The sequence below is a fragment of the Bacillus sp. Bvel1 genome, from assembly GCF_014872755.1.
Classification (GTDB): Bacteria; Bacillota; Bacilli; order Bacillales; family Bacillaceae; genus Bacillus; species Bacillus velezensis.
Genome location: NZ_JAAOBZ010000006.1, coordinates 204,029 through 218,536, shown reverse-complemented (window position 1 = coordinate 218,536; position 14,508 = coordinate 204,029). Strand labels below are relative to the sequence as shown.

At 47.3% G+C, this 14,508-nt stretch carries 17 protein-coding genes and 1 riboswitch; of the genes, 8 read left to right on the top strand and 9 right to left on the bottom strand.

Translation table 11 applies throughout. From position 1 onward, the window contains the following. Positions 1-102: 102 nt before the first annotated feature. Together HAP68_RS05185 and HAP68_RS05180 are read right to left on the bottom strand one after the other, a co-directional pair. The gene (locus HAP68_RS05185; protein WP_003155082.1) at positions 103-645 is read right to left on the bottom strand and encodes an MFS transporter; all 543 of its coding nucleotides are present in this window, start codon (positions 643-645) and stop codon (positions 103-105) included. Further along, positions 642-2,078 (bottom strand): FAD-binding oxidoreductase, encoded by a 1,437-nt coding sequence (locus HAP68_RS05180; protein WP_024085114.1) that lies wholly within the window; start codon positions 2,076-2,078, stop codon positions 642-644. The genes HAP68_RS05185 and HAP68_RS05180 overlap by 4 nt, the downstream gene beginning before the upstream one ends. A gap of 334 nt (positions 2,079-2,412) precedes the next feature. On the opposite strand from HAP68_RS05180, the gene fosB reads away from it, so the two are divergent. After that, entirely contained in the window at positions 2,413-2,835 is a 423-nt protein-coding gene (gene fosB, locus HAP68_RS05175) for a metallothiol transferase FosB (RefSeq protein ID WP_024085112.1), read from the top strand. 108 nt (positions 2,836-2,943) lie between these two features. Here the strand turns inward: fosB and HAP68_RS05170 are convergent, their stop codons facing one another. Further along, the gene (locus tag HAP68_RS05170; RefSeq protein WP_003155088.1) at positions 2,944-3,252 is read right to left on the bottom strand and encodes a metal-sulfur cluster assembly factor; all 309 of its coding nucleotides are present in this window, start codon (positions 3,250-3,252) and stop codon (positions 2,944-2,946) included. Between the two features lie 62 nt (positions 3,253-3,314). Continuing rightward, on the bottom strand, positions 3,315-4,082 hold the full coding sequence (locus HAP68_RS05165; protein WP_003155090.1) for a prolyl oligopeptidase family serine peptidase: 768 nt from the start codon (positions 4,080-4,082) through the stop codon (positions 3,315-3,317). A gap of 120 nt (positions 4,083-4,202) precedes the next feature. On the opposite strand from HAP68_RS05165, the gene HAP68_RS05160 reads away from it, so the two are divergent. The 3 genes from HAP68_RS05160 to HAP68_RS05150 all read left to right on the top strand — a co-directional run bounded on the left by HAP68_RS05160 (position 4,203) and on the right by HAP68_RS05150 (position 5,447). After that, complete coding sequence (locus tag HAP68_RS05160) at positions 4,203-5,015, top strand: Cof-type HAD-IIB family hydrolase (protein ID WP_007610550.1); 813 nt, start codon at positions 4,203-4,205, stop codon at positions 5,013-5,015. A gap of 85 nt (positions 5,016-5,100) precedes the next feature. Next, positions 5,101-5,250, top strand: coding sequence for a hypothetical protein (locus HAP68_RS05155; protein ID WP_003155094.1), 150 nt, complete (start codon positions 5,101-5,103; stop codon positions 5,248-5,250). Further along, entirely contained in the window at positions 5,250-5,447 is a 198-nt protein-coding gene (locus HAP68_RS05150; protein WP_003155097.1) for a DUF3813 domain-containing protein, read from the top strand. The genes HAP68_RS05155 and HAP68_RS05150 overlap by 1 nt, the downstream gene beginning before the upstream one ends. A 37-nt stretch (positions 5,448-5,484) precedes the next feature. Here the strand turns inward: HAP68_RS05150 and HAP68_RS05145 are convergent, their stop codons facing one another. Together HAP68_RS05145 and HAP68_RS05140 are read right to left on the bottom strand one after the other, a co-directional pair. Next, on the bottom strand, positions 5,485-5,946 hold the full coding sequence (locus tag HAP68_RS05145; protein ID WP_024085111.1) for a BsuPI-related putative proteinase inhibitor: 462 nt from the start codon (positions 5,944-5,946) through the stop codon (positions 5,485-5,487). A 14-nt stretch (positions 5,947-5,960) separates the two neighbouring features. Next, a complete protein-coding gene (locus HAP68_RS05140) occupies positions 5,961-6,803 on the bottom strand; it encodes a YitT family protein (RefSeq protein ID WP_003155101.1) in 843 nt (280 codons plus the stop codon). Positions 6,804-6,928: 125 nt separating this feature from the next. Here HAP68_RS05140 and HAP68_RS05135 point away from each other — a divergent pair, with 125 nt between their 5' ends. Beyond that, a complete protein-coding gene (locus tag HAP68_RS05135) occupies positions 6,929-7,780 on the top strand; it encodes a DegV family protein (protein WP_024085110.1) in 852 nt (283 codons plus the stop codon). Between the two features lie 48 nt (positions 7,781-7,828). Further along, positions 7,829-7,951, top strand: coding sequence for a hypothetical protein (locus tag HAP68_RS05130; protein ID WP_003155105.1), 123 nt, complete (start codon positions 7,829-7,831; stop codon positions 7,949-7,951). Positions 7,952-8,011: 60 nt separating this feature from the next. Here the strand turns inward: HAP68_RS05130 and HAP68_RS05125 are convergent, their stop codons facing one another. The 3 genes from HAP68_RS05125 to HAP68_RS05115 all read right to left on the bottom strand — a co-directional run bounded on the left by HAP68_RS05125 (position 8,012) and on the right by HAP68_RS05115 (position 11,702). Continuing rightward, positions 8,012-9,661, bottom strand: a complete 1,650-nt coding sequence (locus tag HAP68_RS05125) for a methyl-accepting chemotaxis protein (RefSeq protein WP_024085109.1) — start codon at positions 9,659-9,661, stop codon at positions 8,012-8,014. Beyond that, positions 9,658-10,635, bottom strand: coding sequence for a BMP family lipoprotein (locus tag HAP68_RS05120; protein ID WP_024085108.1), 978 nt, complete (start codon positions 10,633-10,635; stop codon positions 9,658-9,660). The genes HAP68_RS05125 and HAP68_RS05120 overlap by 4 nt, the downstream gene beginning before the upstream one ends. Before the next feature lie 170 nt (positions 10,636-10,805). Next, a complete protein-coding gene (locus HAP68_RS05115) occupies positions 10,806-11,702 on the bottom strand; it encodes a CvfB family protein (protein WP_171445675.1) in 897 nt (298 codons plus the stop codon). Between the two features lie 99 nt (positions 11,703-11,801). Between HAP68_RS05115 and HAP68_RS05110 the strand changes: the two genes are divergently transcribed. Both HAP68_RS05110 and HAP68_RS05105 read left to right on the top strand, forming a co-directional pair. Continuing rightward, positions 11,802-12,293: a YajQ family cyclic di-GMP-binding protein gene (locus tag HAP68_RS05110; protein WP_003155112.1), complete on the top strand. Its 492-nt coding sequence runs from the start codon at positions 11,802-11,804 to the stop codon at positions 12,291-12,293. Between the two features lie 100 nt (positions 12,294-12,393). Further along, positions 12,394-12,516: riboswitch (SAM riboswitch) on the top strand. Positions 12,517-12,605: 89 nt separating this feature from the next. After that, positions 12,606-14,447, top strand: coding sequence for a bifunctional homocysteine S-methyltransferase/methylenetetrahydrofolate reductase (locus HAP68_RS05105; RefSeq protein WP_024085107.1), 1,842 nt, complete (start codon positions 12,606-12,608; stop codon positions 14,445-14,447). Positions 14,448-14,508 lie beyond the last annotated feature (61 nt).

Genomic DNA, 14,508 nt, shown 5'->3' with positions numbered 1-14,508 from the left:
ATTGTATATTTAATATTTTTTCATTCATTTTCCATCGGTTTTCGCTGACAAAAAACCCCCTCTCGATCGAGGGGGTTTCATAAGAAAAACAGGCTGATCGGATCAGCCTGTTTTTTTCAGCATCATCAGCCCGCTTATAAAAAACAGCACGGAGCTGGCGTAAAAAATAATATAAACCGTGAAGAAATCAGCGAGAAACCCGCCGAGAATAATGGCGGCAGCTGAAAATACGGCCGTCCAGAAATGATAGCTGCCGACTTTTTTCCCCCGCTCCCCGCCGTCAGTGTAATCGGCGATCATGATTTTCTCGCCGTGTTTTTGCATGGCGCCGAACAGGCCCAAAAGCACCTGCACCACATAAACCTGGTGCACGCCGGTAATGTGCGGGAGCGTCAGAAGAAGCACCGCCATCCCCCACGAATTCGCCATCAGGAACCAGCGGGGATCCAGTCTTGCCGACAGCCGGCCGAGCAGCGGATGAATCAATGCGCCGCTCAGGCCGAACAAGCCGTATGATAGACCGAATTGCGTGTAGCTGGAACCGATGTTTTTAATAAATAAAATATAAAACGGAAAGATCAGGCTGCCGGCAAAAAAGACACTGCTCTGAGACAGGATCAGCCATTTTAAATGGTTGTGTTTCATGATTTGTACCTCTGATAAAAATAATTCATAAACAAGTCATCGGGATCATATTTGTGTTTTTTCTGAAAGAACATATCGCTTTTCGGATATGCCTCGCGCATCTGCTCTTTCGTTTGATACAGCATATACGGCAGATAATAGCTGCCGCGGTGGCGCAACGCCGTATCCGTCATTTTTCTGACAATCCGCGCTGCACTCGCCTGGCTGTCTTTTGAAAACCCTTCATTGATTAAAAGAACGAGTGAAAACATGTCTTCCTTTGCGTATGACAGATCGGCTTTTTCATTTTTTTGCACGTAGCGGATCGTAATATTTACGAGATTGAGATCTTCATGTGACAGCGTCTTGCGTAAATCATGAATGTACGGTGCAAATTCGCCGACGGGCACGAAGTATTCTTGAAGCACGTCGGTGTTGTCCGTGTTTTCATATTCCAAAAATTTCGATTCTGACCGCATGACATTGTTCCTGGAGACTTTCACGCCGTTTTGACTGAGAAAATAAGACTGCTGGGTTGACCAGAACCAATTTCTTCCCCAGTCATACCGGCGGGAGAGGCCGAGCGCGAATTTCGTCAGCGCCGGATGCTCATCTTCTTTCAGTTCATTGTGCCGCTTTAATTCTTTCTGGTTGTCTGAGAGTGTGTAATCAGTCACATACATATCGTGCAAAAAGCCTTTATCCCCTGTTGCGATCCGCGCGAGATGCATGCGCACGGCGGGGTTGCGCTGAACATGCTGCGTAAAATATTGACTGTATGTATCAGCGTTCATGCGTTTCGTTTTCATTTCATAAAGCTCATCATCCGTCAGCTCAATATCCGCGTCAAGGATGACGCCGAACAGGCCGTAGCCGCCGATGACGGCTGAAAACAGGTCATCTTTCGGAGTAACGGTGATGACTTTGCCGTCCGCCTTTAAAAGATGAAACGATTTGACCGTATCAATCAGCGAACCGTACCGGATATCCCGGCCGTGGGCGTTGGCGCTCAGTGAGCCCCCGATCGTAAAAATGTTTTGCGATTGCATGACTTTTACCGCGAGCCCGTACGGATTGACATAGCGCTGAATATCATTCCACGTCGCTCCCGCCTGCACTCTGATGATTTTTTTCTTTCGGTCGAGACCGAGTATTTTGTTGTAGCCCGTCATGTCGAGAACGATACCGTCTTCATAATACGTCTGGCCGCCCATTGAGTGCTGGGCGCCTGCGATTGAGATCTTCAAATGCTTTCTCTTTGCTTCCTTAATCGTTTCGACCAATGTTTCTTTCTCTTTTCCTTTGACCGTCTGCTTAATTTTCACGGGCATGAGACGGCTGACATCCGTCATTGTCCCTGCCTGCCGCTCCGGCTCTTTGTGATAGGCGGAAACAGCGAACAGCGCCGTATAAACAAGAATGCTAAGGATAATGAGAAGTAATTTTTTCTTCATGGGTTCCTCCCTCGCATGCAGCCGGTCTATTATATCATGCCTCCGTCCGTTTTTTTCCTTTTTAACCCGATACCGCAAAAAACCCCGAATGGCGGGAAACTTGTTTTTTTAGTGACTTGCCCTTCTTTCCGCACGCCGGTCTGCAGCGACAAAGCAGACGCGTCCGGCAGAATCATGTTTAGTACAGTTCAAAACGGTCATCCGGAAAACACCAGGCATAAAAAATACACAGAAATCCCTAAAAATGATTTTTTAGTCAGTATATAAGGATATATATGCAGATGTATTACCAAAGGGATTGTTTAAAACATAGATGTTAAATGAGGTGGGGAAAATGAACATAAAAGGGATCAATCATCTTCTTTTTTCTGTTTCAGATTTGGAAAAATCCATAGAATTTTATGAGAAAGTATTTCATGCACAACTTCTGGTTAAAGGGCAAAAGACAGCATATTTTGATCTGAACGAGCTTTGGCTTGCACTTAACTTAGAGGCGGATATACCAAGAAATGAAATACATAAATCCTATACGCATACGGCCTTTACAATTGACCCAAAAGATTTTGATGCAATACTTCAAAGGTTAAAAAATCTAAATGTAAATATATTAAATGGGCGTCCTAGAGATAAGCAAGATCAAAAGTCAATTTATTTTACTGATCCCGATGGACATAAATTTGAATTCCGCACAGGTACACTCCAGGACAGACTGTCCTATTACAAAAAAGATAAACCTCATATGAAATTTTATATATAAAGGTTTGTTTGCAATCCAAAACAAGCCCTCACTGTCGCTTATATGCAGACAAAAGAAAAGCACCTCCAAACTTTAGGATGTACCTAAAATCCGGGGTGCATTTTCTTATTACTGAATCCCTAATGCGATTTTTGCGTAGCGTGACATTTTGTCTCTTGTCCACGGCGGATTCCAGACGATGTGGACCTCCGTCTCTTTTACATCCGGAATGTCGGCGAGCGCTTTTTTCACCTCGTCGACGATGATCGGAGCGAGCGGGCACCCCATTGATGTCAGTGTCATCGTAACGTGCGTCAGGCCGTCGTCATCCATATCAACGTCGTATACAAGGCCGAGATTGACGATATCGACGCCGAGCTCAGGGTCAACAACCTGCTCCAAGGCGCCCATGATGTTTTCTTTTAATGCTTCTTCCACGTTCCATCACTCCTTTTTCCTCAGTATAACGTAAAAGCGGCTTTTGTTAACACCTTTGTGCTTTATAAATGCTTATCGAACCAGGCGACGGTTTCTAAAACGGCGTATCTCGGGACTTTATGATCAGCCCGTTCGTCTTTCAGAAACTGAAGATGGTCGGGCCGGCTGCTGTAATGAGGTTTAATCGTTTCATAAAATCCGCGGGTCGGTGCATACGGAACGACTTTGTCTTGAACACCGTGCCAGAACAGCAGCGGGCGGCTGCGGAGTTTTTCCGGTTCCAGACTGAGATCGAACGGTTTGAGCCGCGCAAACAGTTCATCGACCTGTTCTTTTGTGACGTCAATGTCGATGTCCTGCTTTTGAATGTGGTCAATCTGCTGCTGAAAAAATGCCGTATAGTTCGGACTTCCCATCAGACTGACGCCGGCTTTGACCCAATCATACGCAGCCATCGCGCCGAATGTCGTAATTCCGCCCATTGACGTCCCCGCAAGACCGATCCGCCCGTCTTCAATCAGACCGCGCCCTTCAAAATCCTTTTTCAGCACGTCAAGCTCCTCGATTTCATTTAAGACAATGTCCCAAAAATGGACGGCGAGCTCTTCTGCTGACAGCTGTTCAGCGCGTTCACCGTGGTAAAGAGCTTCCGGCAGCACGGCTCTGAAACCCTTTTCAGCAAGCAGGTAAGCGAAATGAAGATTATGCTCCTTTGCGCTTGTAAAACCGTGAATAAAGAAAACAAGGGGAGCGGGACGGTCCCGATTTTCTTCTTTTACAATATGTAAAAACGGAATGCCTGATACGGTTTGATGATCAATAAGAATCACGTTGACTCCCTCCTTAGGATAACCATAATCATAAGTGTAACATGTAGACAATAAAGATGGTAAAAAGCTACACTGTACATAAGAGAAAAACAGCAAATTATATGACAAAAGGAGTTATTTATGGAGACAAAACCTTACCTCATCGCCTTAGATCTGGATGGAACCTTATTAAAAGATGATAAAACCATTTCCCCTGAAACGGCACGGACGATTCAGACGCTGAAAGAAGCGGGCCATCATGTCTGCATCTCAACCGGCCGCCCTTTCCGTTCCAGTTCGATGTATTATGACGAGCTTGGGCTGACAACGCCGATTGTCAATTTTAACGGAGCGTTTGTCCACCACCCGAAAGACGAGTCATGGGGACGATACCACACGTCTTTATCTGTCGATGTGGTCAGACAGCTTGCCGAACTTACAGAGACCTACCAAATACATAATGTGCTCGCTGAGATCATTGATGATGTGTACTTCCATTATCATGATGAGCATTTAATTGAGGCGTTTCATATGAATACGGCGAATGTCACATTCGGCGATCTGCGCGAAACGGTCCAAGAGGATGTGACGTCCGTATTGATTCACGCGAAGGAAGAGGACGTCGCGGACATACGCGCGCATTTATCCGATGTGCACGCCGAGGTCATTGACCACAGAAGATGGGCGGCTCCTTGGCATGTGATTGAAATTATTAAACACGGGATGAATAAAGCGGTCGGCCTGAAGAAAATCAGCGACTATTACCAAGTGCCGAGAGAACGGATCATCGCGTTCGGCGACGAAGACAACGATCTTGAAATGCTCCGATTTGCCGGGTGCGGCGTAGCGATGGGAAACGGCACGGATGAAGTCAAACAGGCCGCCGATCGCGTCACGGGTTCAAATGAAGCGGACGGAATCGCCGAATTTTTAAAATCCTATTTCTCCCTGTGAGGTTTTCCCGCTCATAACACAAAGCCTTCCGCCCATACTAAAACAGACGACTCATCTCGTCTAAATATGGAAGGGGGACATTGCAATGGGTAAACGAAACAAATCAAAACGGTTTATTCAGCAAGGCAAGGACTCTGTCAGTCTTCATGACGCAAGATTTCCATATCGGTCTACATTAGAGGAAGCACAGCATGATGCAGCAAAAGATTCGGCTGAAAGGCAGGTTGACTTTTAATGAGAAACGAACTGTTTTCTCAAGCCAAGTCATTTGTCCAGCAGGCCGTCATGATTGCTAACGGTTTCGAGGACGGCGACCAGGAAAAAGCTGTCTCACGCGCCAAAAATGCCGTGTCTTCCGCGTACGCCAATTCGACGGATGCAGAACGTCAGCAGCTGCACCAATTTCAGGATCAGCTGGAGAAATTGCAATAAAAAAAGGCGCCCCGTTTGAGATGAGGGCGCCGCTTTTTTATTTTACTTCAAATGTTTTTACCGTTTTCAGTCTTTTTCCGATCTGATCGGACTTCCCTAAAAACGTCACCGTCACCGTGTATGTTCCCGGACCGGGCACGTTCTTCCACACATCTGAAAAGTCATACGTTTCATTCGGCATTAAGGTCACGGTCTGAAACGCCTGGGTAAACATTTTGTCTTTTGAATAGCGGTACAGTTCTTTGTGATGTTGGTCATGTACGGTCAGTTCGAATTTCTGCCCTGAGCTGAATGTGAAATCGATCGGGCTTTCGCTTTTGTTTTTTAAAGACATTTGAAATTCGATCTGCTGATCTGTCTGCACAGGGTTTACGGCTAATTCCGCTTGCTGTTCATTCATCTCTCCGGATACCTCCTCAGTGGGCTCCTTCTGCCCGGATTGACTGCTGCATCCGATCAATAAAATGACCGGTAATAACAGGCCAAACAGCCACTTCATTCTATCCGCTCCTATCAGTCTTTTCTGAAGAAACCAAAGATCCCCGTCGTTTGCACGATGTTTGTGAAGGCTTTCGGGTCGACTTCTTTCACGATTTTCTCAAGGTCATACAATTCGTACCGCGTGATGACGATGATCATCATTTCTTTCTGTTCGTTTGTGTAAGCGCCTTTTGCCGGCACCGTCGTAATGCCTCGGACCATTTTCCCGTAAATCGCTTCTTTGATTTCATCAGCTTTTTTTGTAACAATCATGGCGGTCAGTTTCATGTGGCGCGTGTGAATGGCGTCAATCACCCTTGTTGTGACATACAGAGCGACAAGGGTATATAATGCTTTCTCCCATCCTTGCAATAATCCTGCCGTCAAAATGATAATCCCGTTCAAAATGAAGAAATATGTGCCGACCGGTTTATCCTTCCATTTGGCCAGCACCATCGACACGATATCAAGACCGCCTGTCGAAGCGCCGAATTTCAGCGTTAAACCGATGCCGATAGCTGAGATGACTCCTCCGAATACGGTATTCAGAAGAATATCGTGTGACAGTCTCATTTCCGGGAGAATCCCCATAAAGACGGACGTCAGCGCTACGCTTAATATGCTGTACACGGTGAATGATCTGCCGACTTTCAGCCACCCTAACACACCGATGGGAATGTTTAAGAGGAACATGAGAACTCCTGTCGAAATATAAAAGGGGGCGTATTGATCAACGACGCTTGACAGCAGCTGGGCGACACCGGTAAAACCGCTGGCATATACATTCGCCGGTATCAGGAATAAATTCAGTCCCGCCGCATACAGAAACGCGCCGATGACGACGATTGCTAATTTTTTTACTTGTTCTAGTACCATGGCTTGCTCCTCCGCTCATTTTCATTATTAGCTTTTCCCTTAAAATAAAGTTTTGAACACTATTTTGCCAAATTTATATGATATAGTTGGCATCACTCTCACCAACCGGAAAGAAGGGAATTATGATGACAGTTCACCTTATTGCTGACAGCGCCTCTGACCTGCCGAAATCTTATATTGAAGAAAACCGGATCGGGTTCATTCCGCTGCACGTAACACTTGACGGAAACGAATATGAGGACGCTGTCACCATTCAGGCGGATCATATCTTTCAAGCGATGCGGGAAGGGAAAGTTCCGAAAACATCCCAGGCATCACCGGATACGATAAAAAAAGTATTTTTACAATACGCGGAACTGGGAGAACCGGCGATATACATCTCCTTTTCCTCAGGTCTTTCCGGCACCTATCAGACGGCCGTAATGATCGCCAATGAAGTAAAAGAGGAATTTCCCGATTTTGATTTACGGATTGTAGATTCCAAATGCGCTTCATTGGGCTGCGGCCTCGCGGTGATGCACGCGCAAACACTCTGTGTTAACGGGAATACAATACAAGAAATCGAAACGTCTGTAAAGAACTTTTGCGCACGGATGAAACATATATTTACGGTCGATGACGTCGCCTATCTCGCACGGGGCGGCAGAATTTCAAAAACGTCCGCTTTTGTCGGGGGGCTTTTGAACATCAAACCGATTCTGCATGTGGATGACGGCAGGCTCGTGCCGCTCGAAAAATTGCGCGGACAGAAGAAACTGTTTAAACGGATTATAGAAATGATGAAGGAAGAAGGCGGCGATTGGGCGGATCAAACCGTGGGAATCAGCTATGCAGATAATGAAGAGACGGCGATTGGGATGAAGGAAATGATTGAAGAAGCGTTCCATCCGAAAGAGATCATTCTTCATTCAATCGGCTCTGCGATCGGCGCCCACTCCGGGCCGGGCACGCTCGCGATTTTTTTCCTGAAGCCATAATTTCAATGCGGGCGGGCATCCTAACGGACAGAAGGGAGGCTTTGCCGCATGAAAGATGATGACAAAAAACCGTTGGACAATAACGCCGTAAATCAGAAAAAGAACCGGCTTGCCGAAAAAAACCGGCAGGCGGGAAAAAACCAGAATTCCAAAAAACCGGACCATCTGTAAAAGCAAAACAGCCCTCTTGTCTTAGAAGAAAGAGGGCTGTTTTTTGCGCACGGATGTCTGTTACAAAGTAAACCGGCGGACCTGATCGTTTAACCGCTCTGTCAGGCTCACCAGATTATTGACGCTTTCCGCCATTTTATGAAAAGAAGACAGCTGCTCAAGTGCGGAGGCAGAAATCTCTTCGCTTCCTGCAGCCGTTTCCTGAACGACGGCGCTGATGCTTTCGGCATGATGCAGCACTTGCTCACCAAGCTGTTTCGATTCGATGATCCGTCCGTCCAATTGAGTAAGCTCCGCCTTAATATGGGCGGCTTTTTGTTCAATATGGGCGAATGATTCTGACGTTTTCTCCATCAGCTCCTGCTGTCTGTCCGCTAAAGCGACGCCGGTCGTGACAGCTCCGATAATAGATGTGATGCCGTCTTCAATTTGCTTTACCATATCGAAAATCTGCGCGGTCGCTTTGGCTGATCCGTCTGCGAGCTTCCGTATCTCCTCGGCAACGACGGCAAATCCTTTTCCGGCCTCGCCTGCTCTGGCCGCCTCGATTGCGGCGTTTAAGGACAGCAGATTGGTCTGGCCCGCAATGTCGGAAACGGTCTGCGCCATCATACTGATGCCTGCCGCATGCTCTATGAAGAGATCGGCGGCTTCGGAAATCTCTTTTGATGTCTCATTGCTTTTATCAATGGCTTGCTTGGTCTCGGCTAAAGCACCTCGCCCCGCAGCCACCGCCGCAATCGTCTCTTCGCTGCTTCTCGTCGTTTGTTTTGAACGTTCGGCGTTCGCCTTTGAATGTTCATCCATTTGTTCAATGAATTGCACCGCATGCTGCAGATCTTCTGAAATGGTTTGGGAGCCTTGCGCCATTTCTTCCGTCGATACGGACACCTGCTCGGTCATGTCCTTCAGCGTCTGGTTTTCCTTCGTCAAACCTTCCGCAAAAGTCTCGACTTCACGGCCGACCTCTCCGATCGCCTGAATTAAGGTGCGGAGCTGTTCAGCCATCATTCCGAATGAGTCATTCAGCTCTTTCAGTTCGTCCTTCCCTTTATAATCAAGCATTTCAACGGCAAGGTTCCCCGCTGCAATACGACGGGCATTTTCAGCCATGCGGCGGATCGGCCCTGCAATTCTCTTCGTCAGCCTGATGGAAGATATGACGGTGACAGCAAGTATCACGATGGTCAGCACGGCTGCGCTGTAAACGATAAACTGAATCTGGTCAGCCGTCTGCTTCTGCATGTCTTCATAATGATCCCGGCTTTTCAGATTCAGCATATAAATATCATTCAGAAGACCGTTGATGCGGGCCGCCGTCCTTGTCGCTTCAGCCGGGCTTTTCGAATCAAGAGCAGCGTCCGCCTCCGCCTGCCACGATTCGTATTTTTTGGCGAGTTTGTCATAAGCGGCTTTGTCCGCATCGTCCGTCATCGTTTTTTTGAGCGCCGCCAGTTTGTCTGAGCTGCTTTTCATATAGCTTCGTACATCTTCTTTCTGGGCGTCTGCGAGCGTATAGGAATAGCCGGTGATGCTTTCTTTTAACGTATTAAGGTCGGCTTTTGCTTCCTGGACGTTTAACAGCGCGTCCACTTCATCTTCATTTGAAGCCTGAATCTTCATCATGTTTGCGATGGTAAAGCCGATGACGGCGGCGAAGCAAATCATCGTAACGGCTGCGTTAACGAGCAGCCTTGTCCGTAATGTCACTTCAGATCGCCTCCTTGTTCAATCAGACTGTTTTTCATATCCGTGATCTTTTTCGTCAGCCCGCCTGCGTTTTTGACAACTCTGATCTTGGCTAAGTCCATGCCGTTTTCCTTCAGTCCGTAAACGATCTCACCGCTTTTGATCTCCTTGTTGTCTTTTAAATCTTTCGCCAATTCATAGATGACATGGTCGACGTTTTTCACTAAAGAAGAGATAACCGCGTGCTCGGCGGTGTAATATTGATCGCTGTCAACACCGATGGCGTATACTTTTCGCGCCTCCGCTTCTTTCAGTGCGCCGACACCCGTGAAGCCGGCCGCCGTAAACAGGACATCGGCTTTTTTTCGGATCATGTTTTGGGCGATGCGCTTCCCGAGCTTATCATCATCAAACGTACCGCTGATTTCCGACAGCACGCGGATGTTCGGTTTGACTGATTCCGCGCCTTTCAGATAGCCTTTCTTAAACCGTTTAATGACGTCGGCATCTGAACCGCCGATAAATCCGATCGTGCCGGTTTTGCTCGTCATAGCCGCGAGCGCTCCGGCTAAGAAGCTTCCTTCATCCTCTTTAAACGTGACGGAGGTGACATTATCCAGGTCTGATACGGAATCAATCAGCACAAACCGCTGCTTCGGATATTTTTTGGCGACCTTTTCTAAATCCGCCTGCATGCTGTAACCGAGCCCCACAACAAGATCATTGCCTTCCCGGACAAGCTGGGTCAGTCCTTTTTCGTACGTACCGGTGTCTTTTATTTCTCTGTAATCAAATGTGATGCCGAGCTCGTCTCTTGCTTTCATCAAACCTTGAAAGCCTGAATCATTAAATGATTGGTCGCCGAGGCCGTTGTCTGTCAGCATGATGCCGATTGTTTTCGTTTTTTCAGCCGCCGCCCCCTCGGATTTGCCGGCACATCCCGCCGTGCTGAGCGCAAGCAGCAGTACAGCCGCAAATATCGCCATTTTTCTCATTGAAACTCTCCTTTTGTTTTTTTCTATAGTTATATATCGGTTCGGATGTCAGAATATTTTATTTCAATAAAATATGTATGTTCGGCAGGGTGATAAACAAATGAGGGCATAGAAGCTTTTGAGAAAATAAAAAACACCGGTTTTGGTTCACCGATGTTTTTGCAGAAAATTTATTGTTTTTCGTATGTCCAGCCGTCTTTCTGATACACTTTGCCGTTTTTCATCAGGTGCCCGAGCGCCCGCTTAAAGGCGGCTTTGCTTAAATGAAACCGTTCGCGGATATCGTCAGGATCGCTTTTGTCTCCGTAAGGCATCGCGCCGTTTCTTGATCTCAGATAGGTCAGAATCTCCTCCGCGTCAACCGAAAGCGCATCCTGCTTTCTCGGCAGCAGGGACATGTTGACGGAGCCGTCTTCCTTCACCTCGATGACACGCCCCGTCACGCGGCTGCCGAGTCTCGGCTCTTCTTTTCTTTCTGAAGGGTGAATAAACGCGCGGATGCCTTCATCGGTAATCAGAAAAGAGCCTGATGCGATCAGTCTGTACACCGTGCCTGTCAGGTCTTTATTCATGACGTCTTCCTCTGCATCCGTAAATAATTCACTGATGATATCCTCAGGCGCCGGCTTGGCAAACATGCGTCCGCGGCTTGTCACCTTCAGCATGCAATACAGTCTGTCGCCTTTTTGCGGCCAGACGGATTTGTACGGAGGCAGGTGCTCCGTTGCGACGAGCGCGTCTTTTGACAGACCGACGTCGACGAATACGCCCATATCCTCCACAGCGTCCGTCACTTCCACCCATCCGTAGTCATAAAAGCTGATGAGCGGCTTTTTCATCGTCGCCGCGAGTCTTTCCTGATGATCGACGTAAATAAATACGTCCACTTCATCTCTGTCTTCAATATCCTCTGTAATTTCACTGTTATGTAAAAGAACCGTATCCTCGCCGTCGGTTAAAAAATAACCGAAATCGGTTTGGTGATCTATACTAAGCGTGAGCTGCTGCCCTGGTCTCATGTTATCGTCCTTCCTGATTCGCCTGTATGGGGCTGATGTTTTTCTCATTTTTTCCAATATGCATAAATTCATGCTTTATGCAGTTGGACATTTCTCTTTATTCTACTATAATCAACTCATAAGTGAAATGTTATAGGAGGTTTTCTCATGGCAAAAGAAAGTTCTTTTGATATTGTATCCAAAGTTGAATTTCCCGAAGTGCAGAATGCGATTCAGATGACGCTGAAAGAAATCGGCACGCGCTATGACTTTAAAGGATCTAAAAGCGATGTAACTTTAGAAAAGGAAGAACTTGTCCTGATTTCTGATGACGAGTTTAAACTGAATCAGCTCAAAGATGTGCTGAGCGGCAAGCTGATCAAACGGGACGTGCCGACGAAAAACATTGAATACGGCAAAATCGAAAATGCCTCAGGGGGCACGGTGCGCCAGCGCGCGAAGCTTGTACAGGGCATTGATAAAGACAGCGCCAAAAAAATCAACGCGGTGATTAAAAACTCCGGCTTGAAGGTCAAGTCGCAGATTCAGGACGACCAAGTGCGCGTCACCGGAAAAAATAAAGATGATCTGCAGCAGATTATTGCAGCCGTCCGCGGGGCAGACCTGCCGATTGACGTCCAATTTATTAATTTTAGATAAATTATGTGATTCCTATTGATTATTGTCTCTATTTTCGGTAAATTTGGAGAAAGGGATTTTCACAGTTAAGTTTTGGAAACCCATGACAATTACATGAACGTTCTTATCAAGAGAAGCCGAGGGACTGGCCCGACGACGCTTCAGCAACCGGTGTAATGGTTTAACCCAAACCATGACCAAGGTGCTAAATCCAGCAAGCTAAAAACAGCTTGGAAGATAAGAAGAGAGACAAATGATTACAGAGTCTTCTTCTTAAGAAGACTTTTTTTATTTCTCTTTTTTCCTTGCTGAATGTGACGAAGGAGGCAAACAATGGGACTATTACAAGACTTAAAAGAACGGATTTTAATCGGAGACGGCGCGATGGGCACTCTCCTCTATTCCTACGGCATTGACAGATGTTTTGAGGAACTGAACGTATCAAAGCCCGAGGAAATCAAGCGGATACATAAGGCTTACGTCGAAGCCGGAGCAGACATCATCCAGACAAATACGTACGGCGCGAATTTTATTAAGCTCTCAAGATACGGACTTGAGGATGAAACGAAAAAAATCAATCAGGAGGCGGTCAGAATCGCGCGCGCTTCCTCAGACGGCGCTTATGTATTGGGAACGATGGGCGGCATCCGCACATTTAACAAAAACGCCTACAGCCTGGAGGAGATTAAACGCAGCTTTCGGGAGCAGCTTTATTTATTGCTTCACGAAGAGCCGGACGGTCTGCTCCTGGAAACATACTATGATTTAGAAGAGGCGCGCGAAGTGCTGAAGATAGCGAGAAAAGAAACGGAACTTCCGATTATGCTGAATGTATCCATGCACGAACAGGGCGTGCTGCAGGACGGAACGCCGCTTCGGGAAGCCCTCAGGTCAATTGCCGATCTCGGCGCTGACATAACGGGAATCAATTGCCGGCTCGGCCCGTACCACATGATTGAAGCGCTCACCGAAGTGCCGATATTCCGTGACACTTATTTATCGGTCTATCCGAACAGCAGCCTCCCGTCTTTAGAAGAAGGCCGGCTTGTTTATGATACGGACGATGCCTATTTCCGGGAGAGCGCCGTACAGTTCCGCACTCAGGGCGCGCGCATTATCGGCGGCTGCTGCGGTACGACGCCAAACCATATCAGAGCCATGGCTGAAGCGGTCCGCGGACTTTCCCCCGTCACTGATAAAGAAGTGAAAATCAGACGGGAAGAAGAAGTCATCTCCGTCCGGAATGAACGGACCGAGCCGGGTTTAAACGAAATCGCCGCTCAAAAACGGTCAATTATCGTAGAGCTTGATCCGCCGAAAAAATTGAATTTTGACAAATTTCTGCAAGCGGCGACTGAATTAAAAGAAACCGGCATAGAAGCGCTGACGCTCGCCGACAATTCATTGGCGACACCGCGGATCAGCAATGCCGCCTGCGGTTCATTGCTGAAAGAACGCCTTGATATCCGTTCTCTCGTTCACATTACATGCAGAGACCGCAACATCATCGGCCTTCAGTCACATTTAATGGGGCTGGATACGCTCGGGCTCACCGACATTTTAGCCATCACGGGTGATCCTTCAAAAATCGGCGACTTTCCGGGGGCTACCTCCGTCTATGATTTAACGTCCTTTGACTTGATCAGGCTGATTAAACAATTCAACGAGGGCATTTCTTTATCAGGGAAACCGCTCGGCAAGAAAACGAACTTTTCCGTAGCCGGAGCATTTAATCCGAATGTCCGCCATCTTGATAAAGCGGTAAAACGGCTGGAGAAAAAAATCGAGTGCGGAGCTGACTACTTCGTGTCCCAGCCTGTCTACTCGGAGCAGCAGCTCATTGACATTCATCATGAAACGAAACATCTCAAAACACCGGTGTATATCGGAATTATGCCGTTAACGAGCAGCCGCAACGCAGAGTTTATTCATCATGAAATCCCGGGCATTAAGCTGTCAGACAGCATCCGGGAAAAAATGGCGCTCGCCGGCGAAGACAAGCAAAAGCAGAAAGCCGAAAGCCTCGCCATCGCCAAGTCGCTTCTCGACACGGCGTGCGAACTGTTTAACGGAATTTATTTAATCACCCCGTTTCTCCGTTCTGATTTGACATCAGAACTTGCAGCTTATATTAAGCAAAAGGATGAAAAGCGGGCTGATGTATATTTGCATTGACGCGGAAGATGCCGCCTGATACGACAGGCGGCTTTTTCATGGTACGATACAGAAAAAGAAT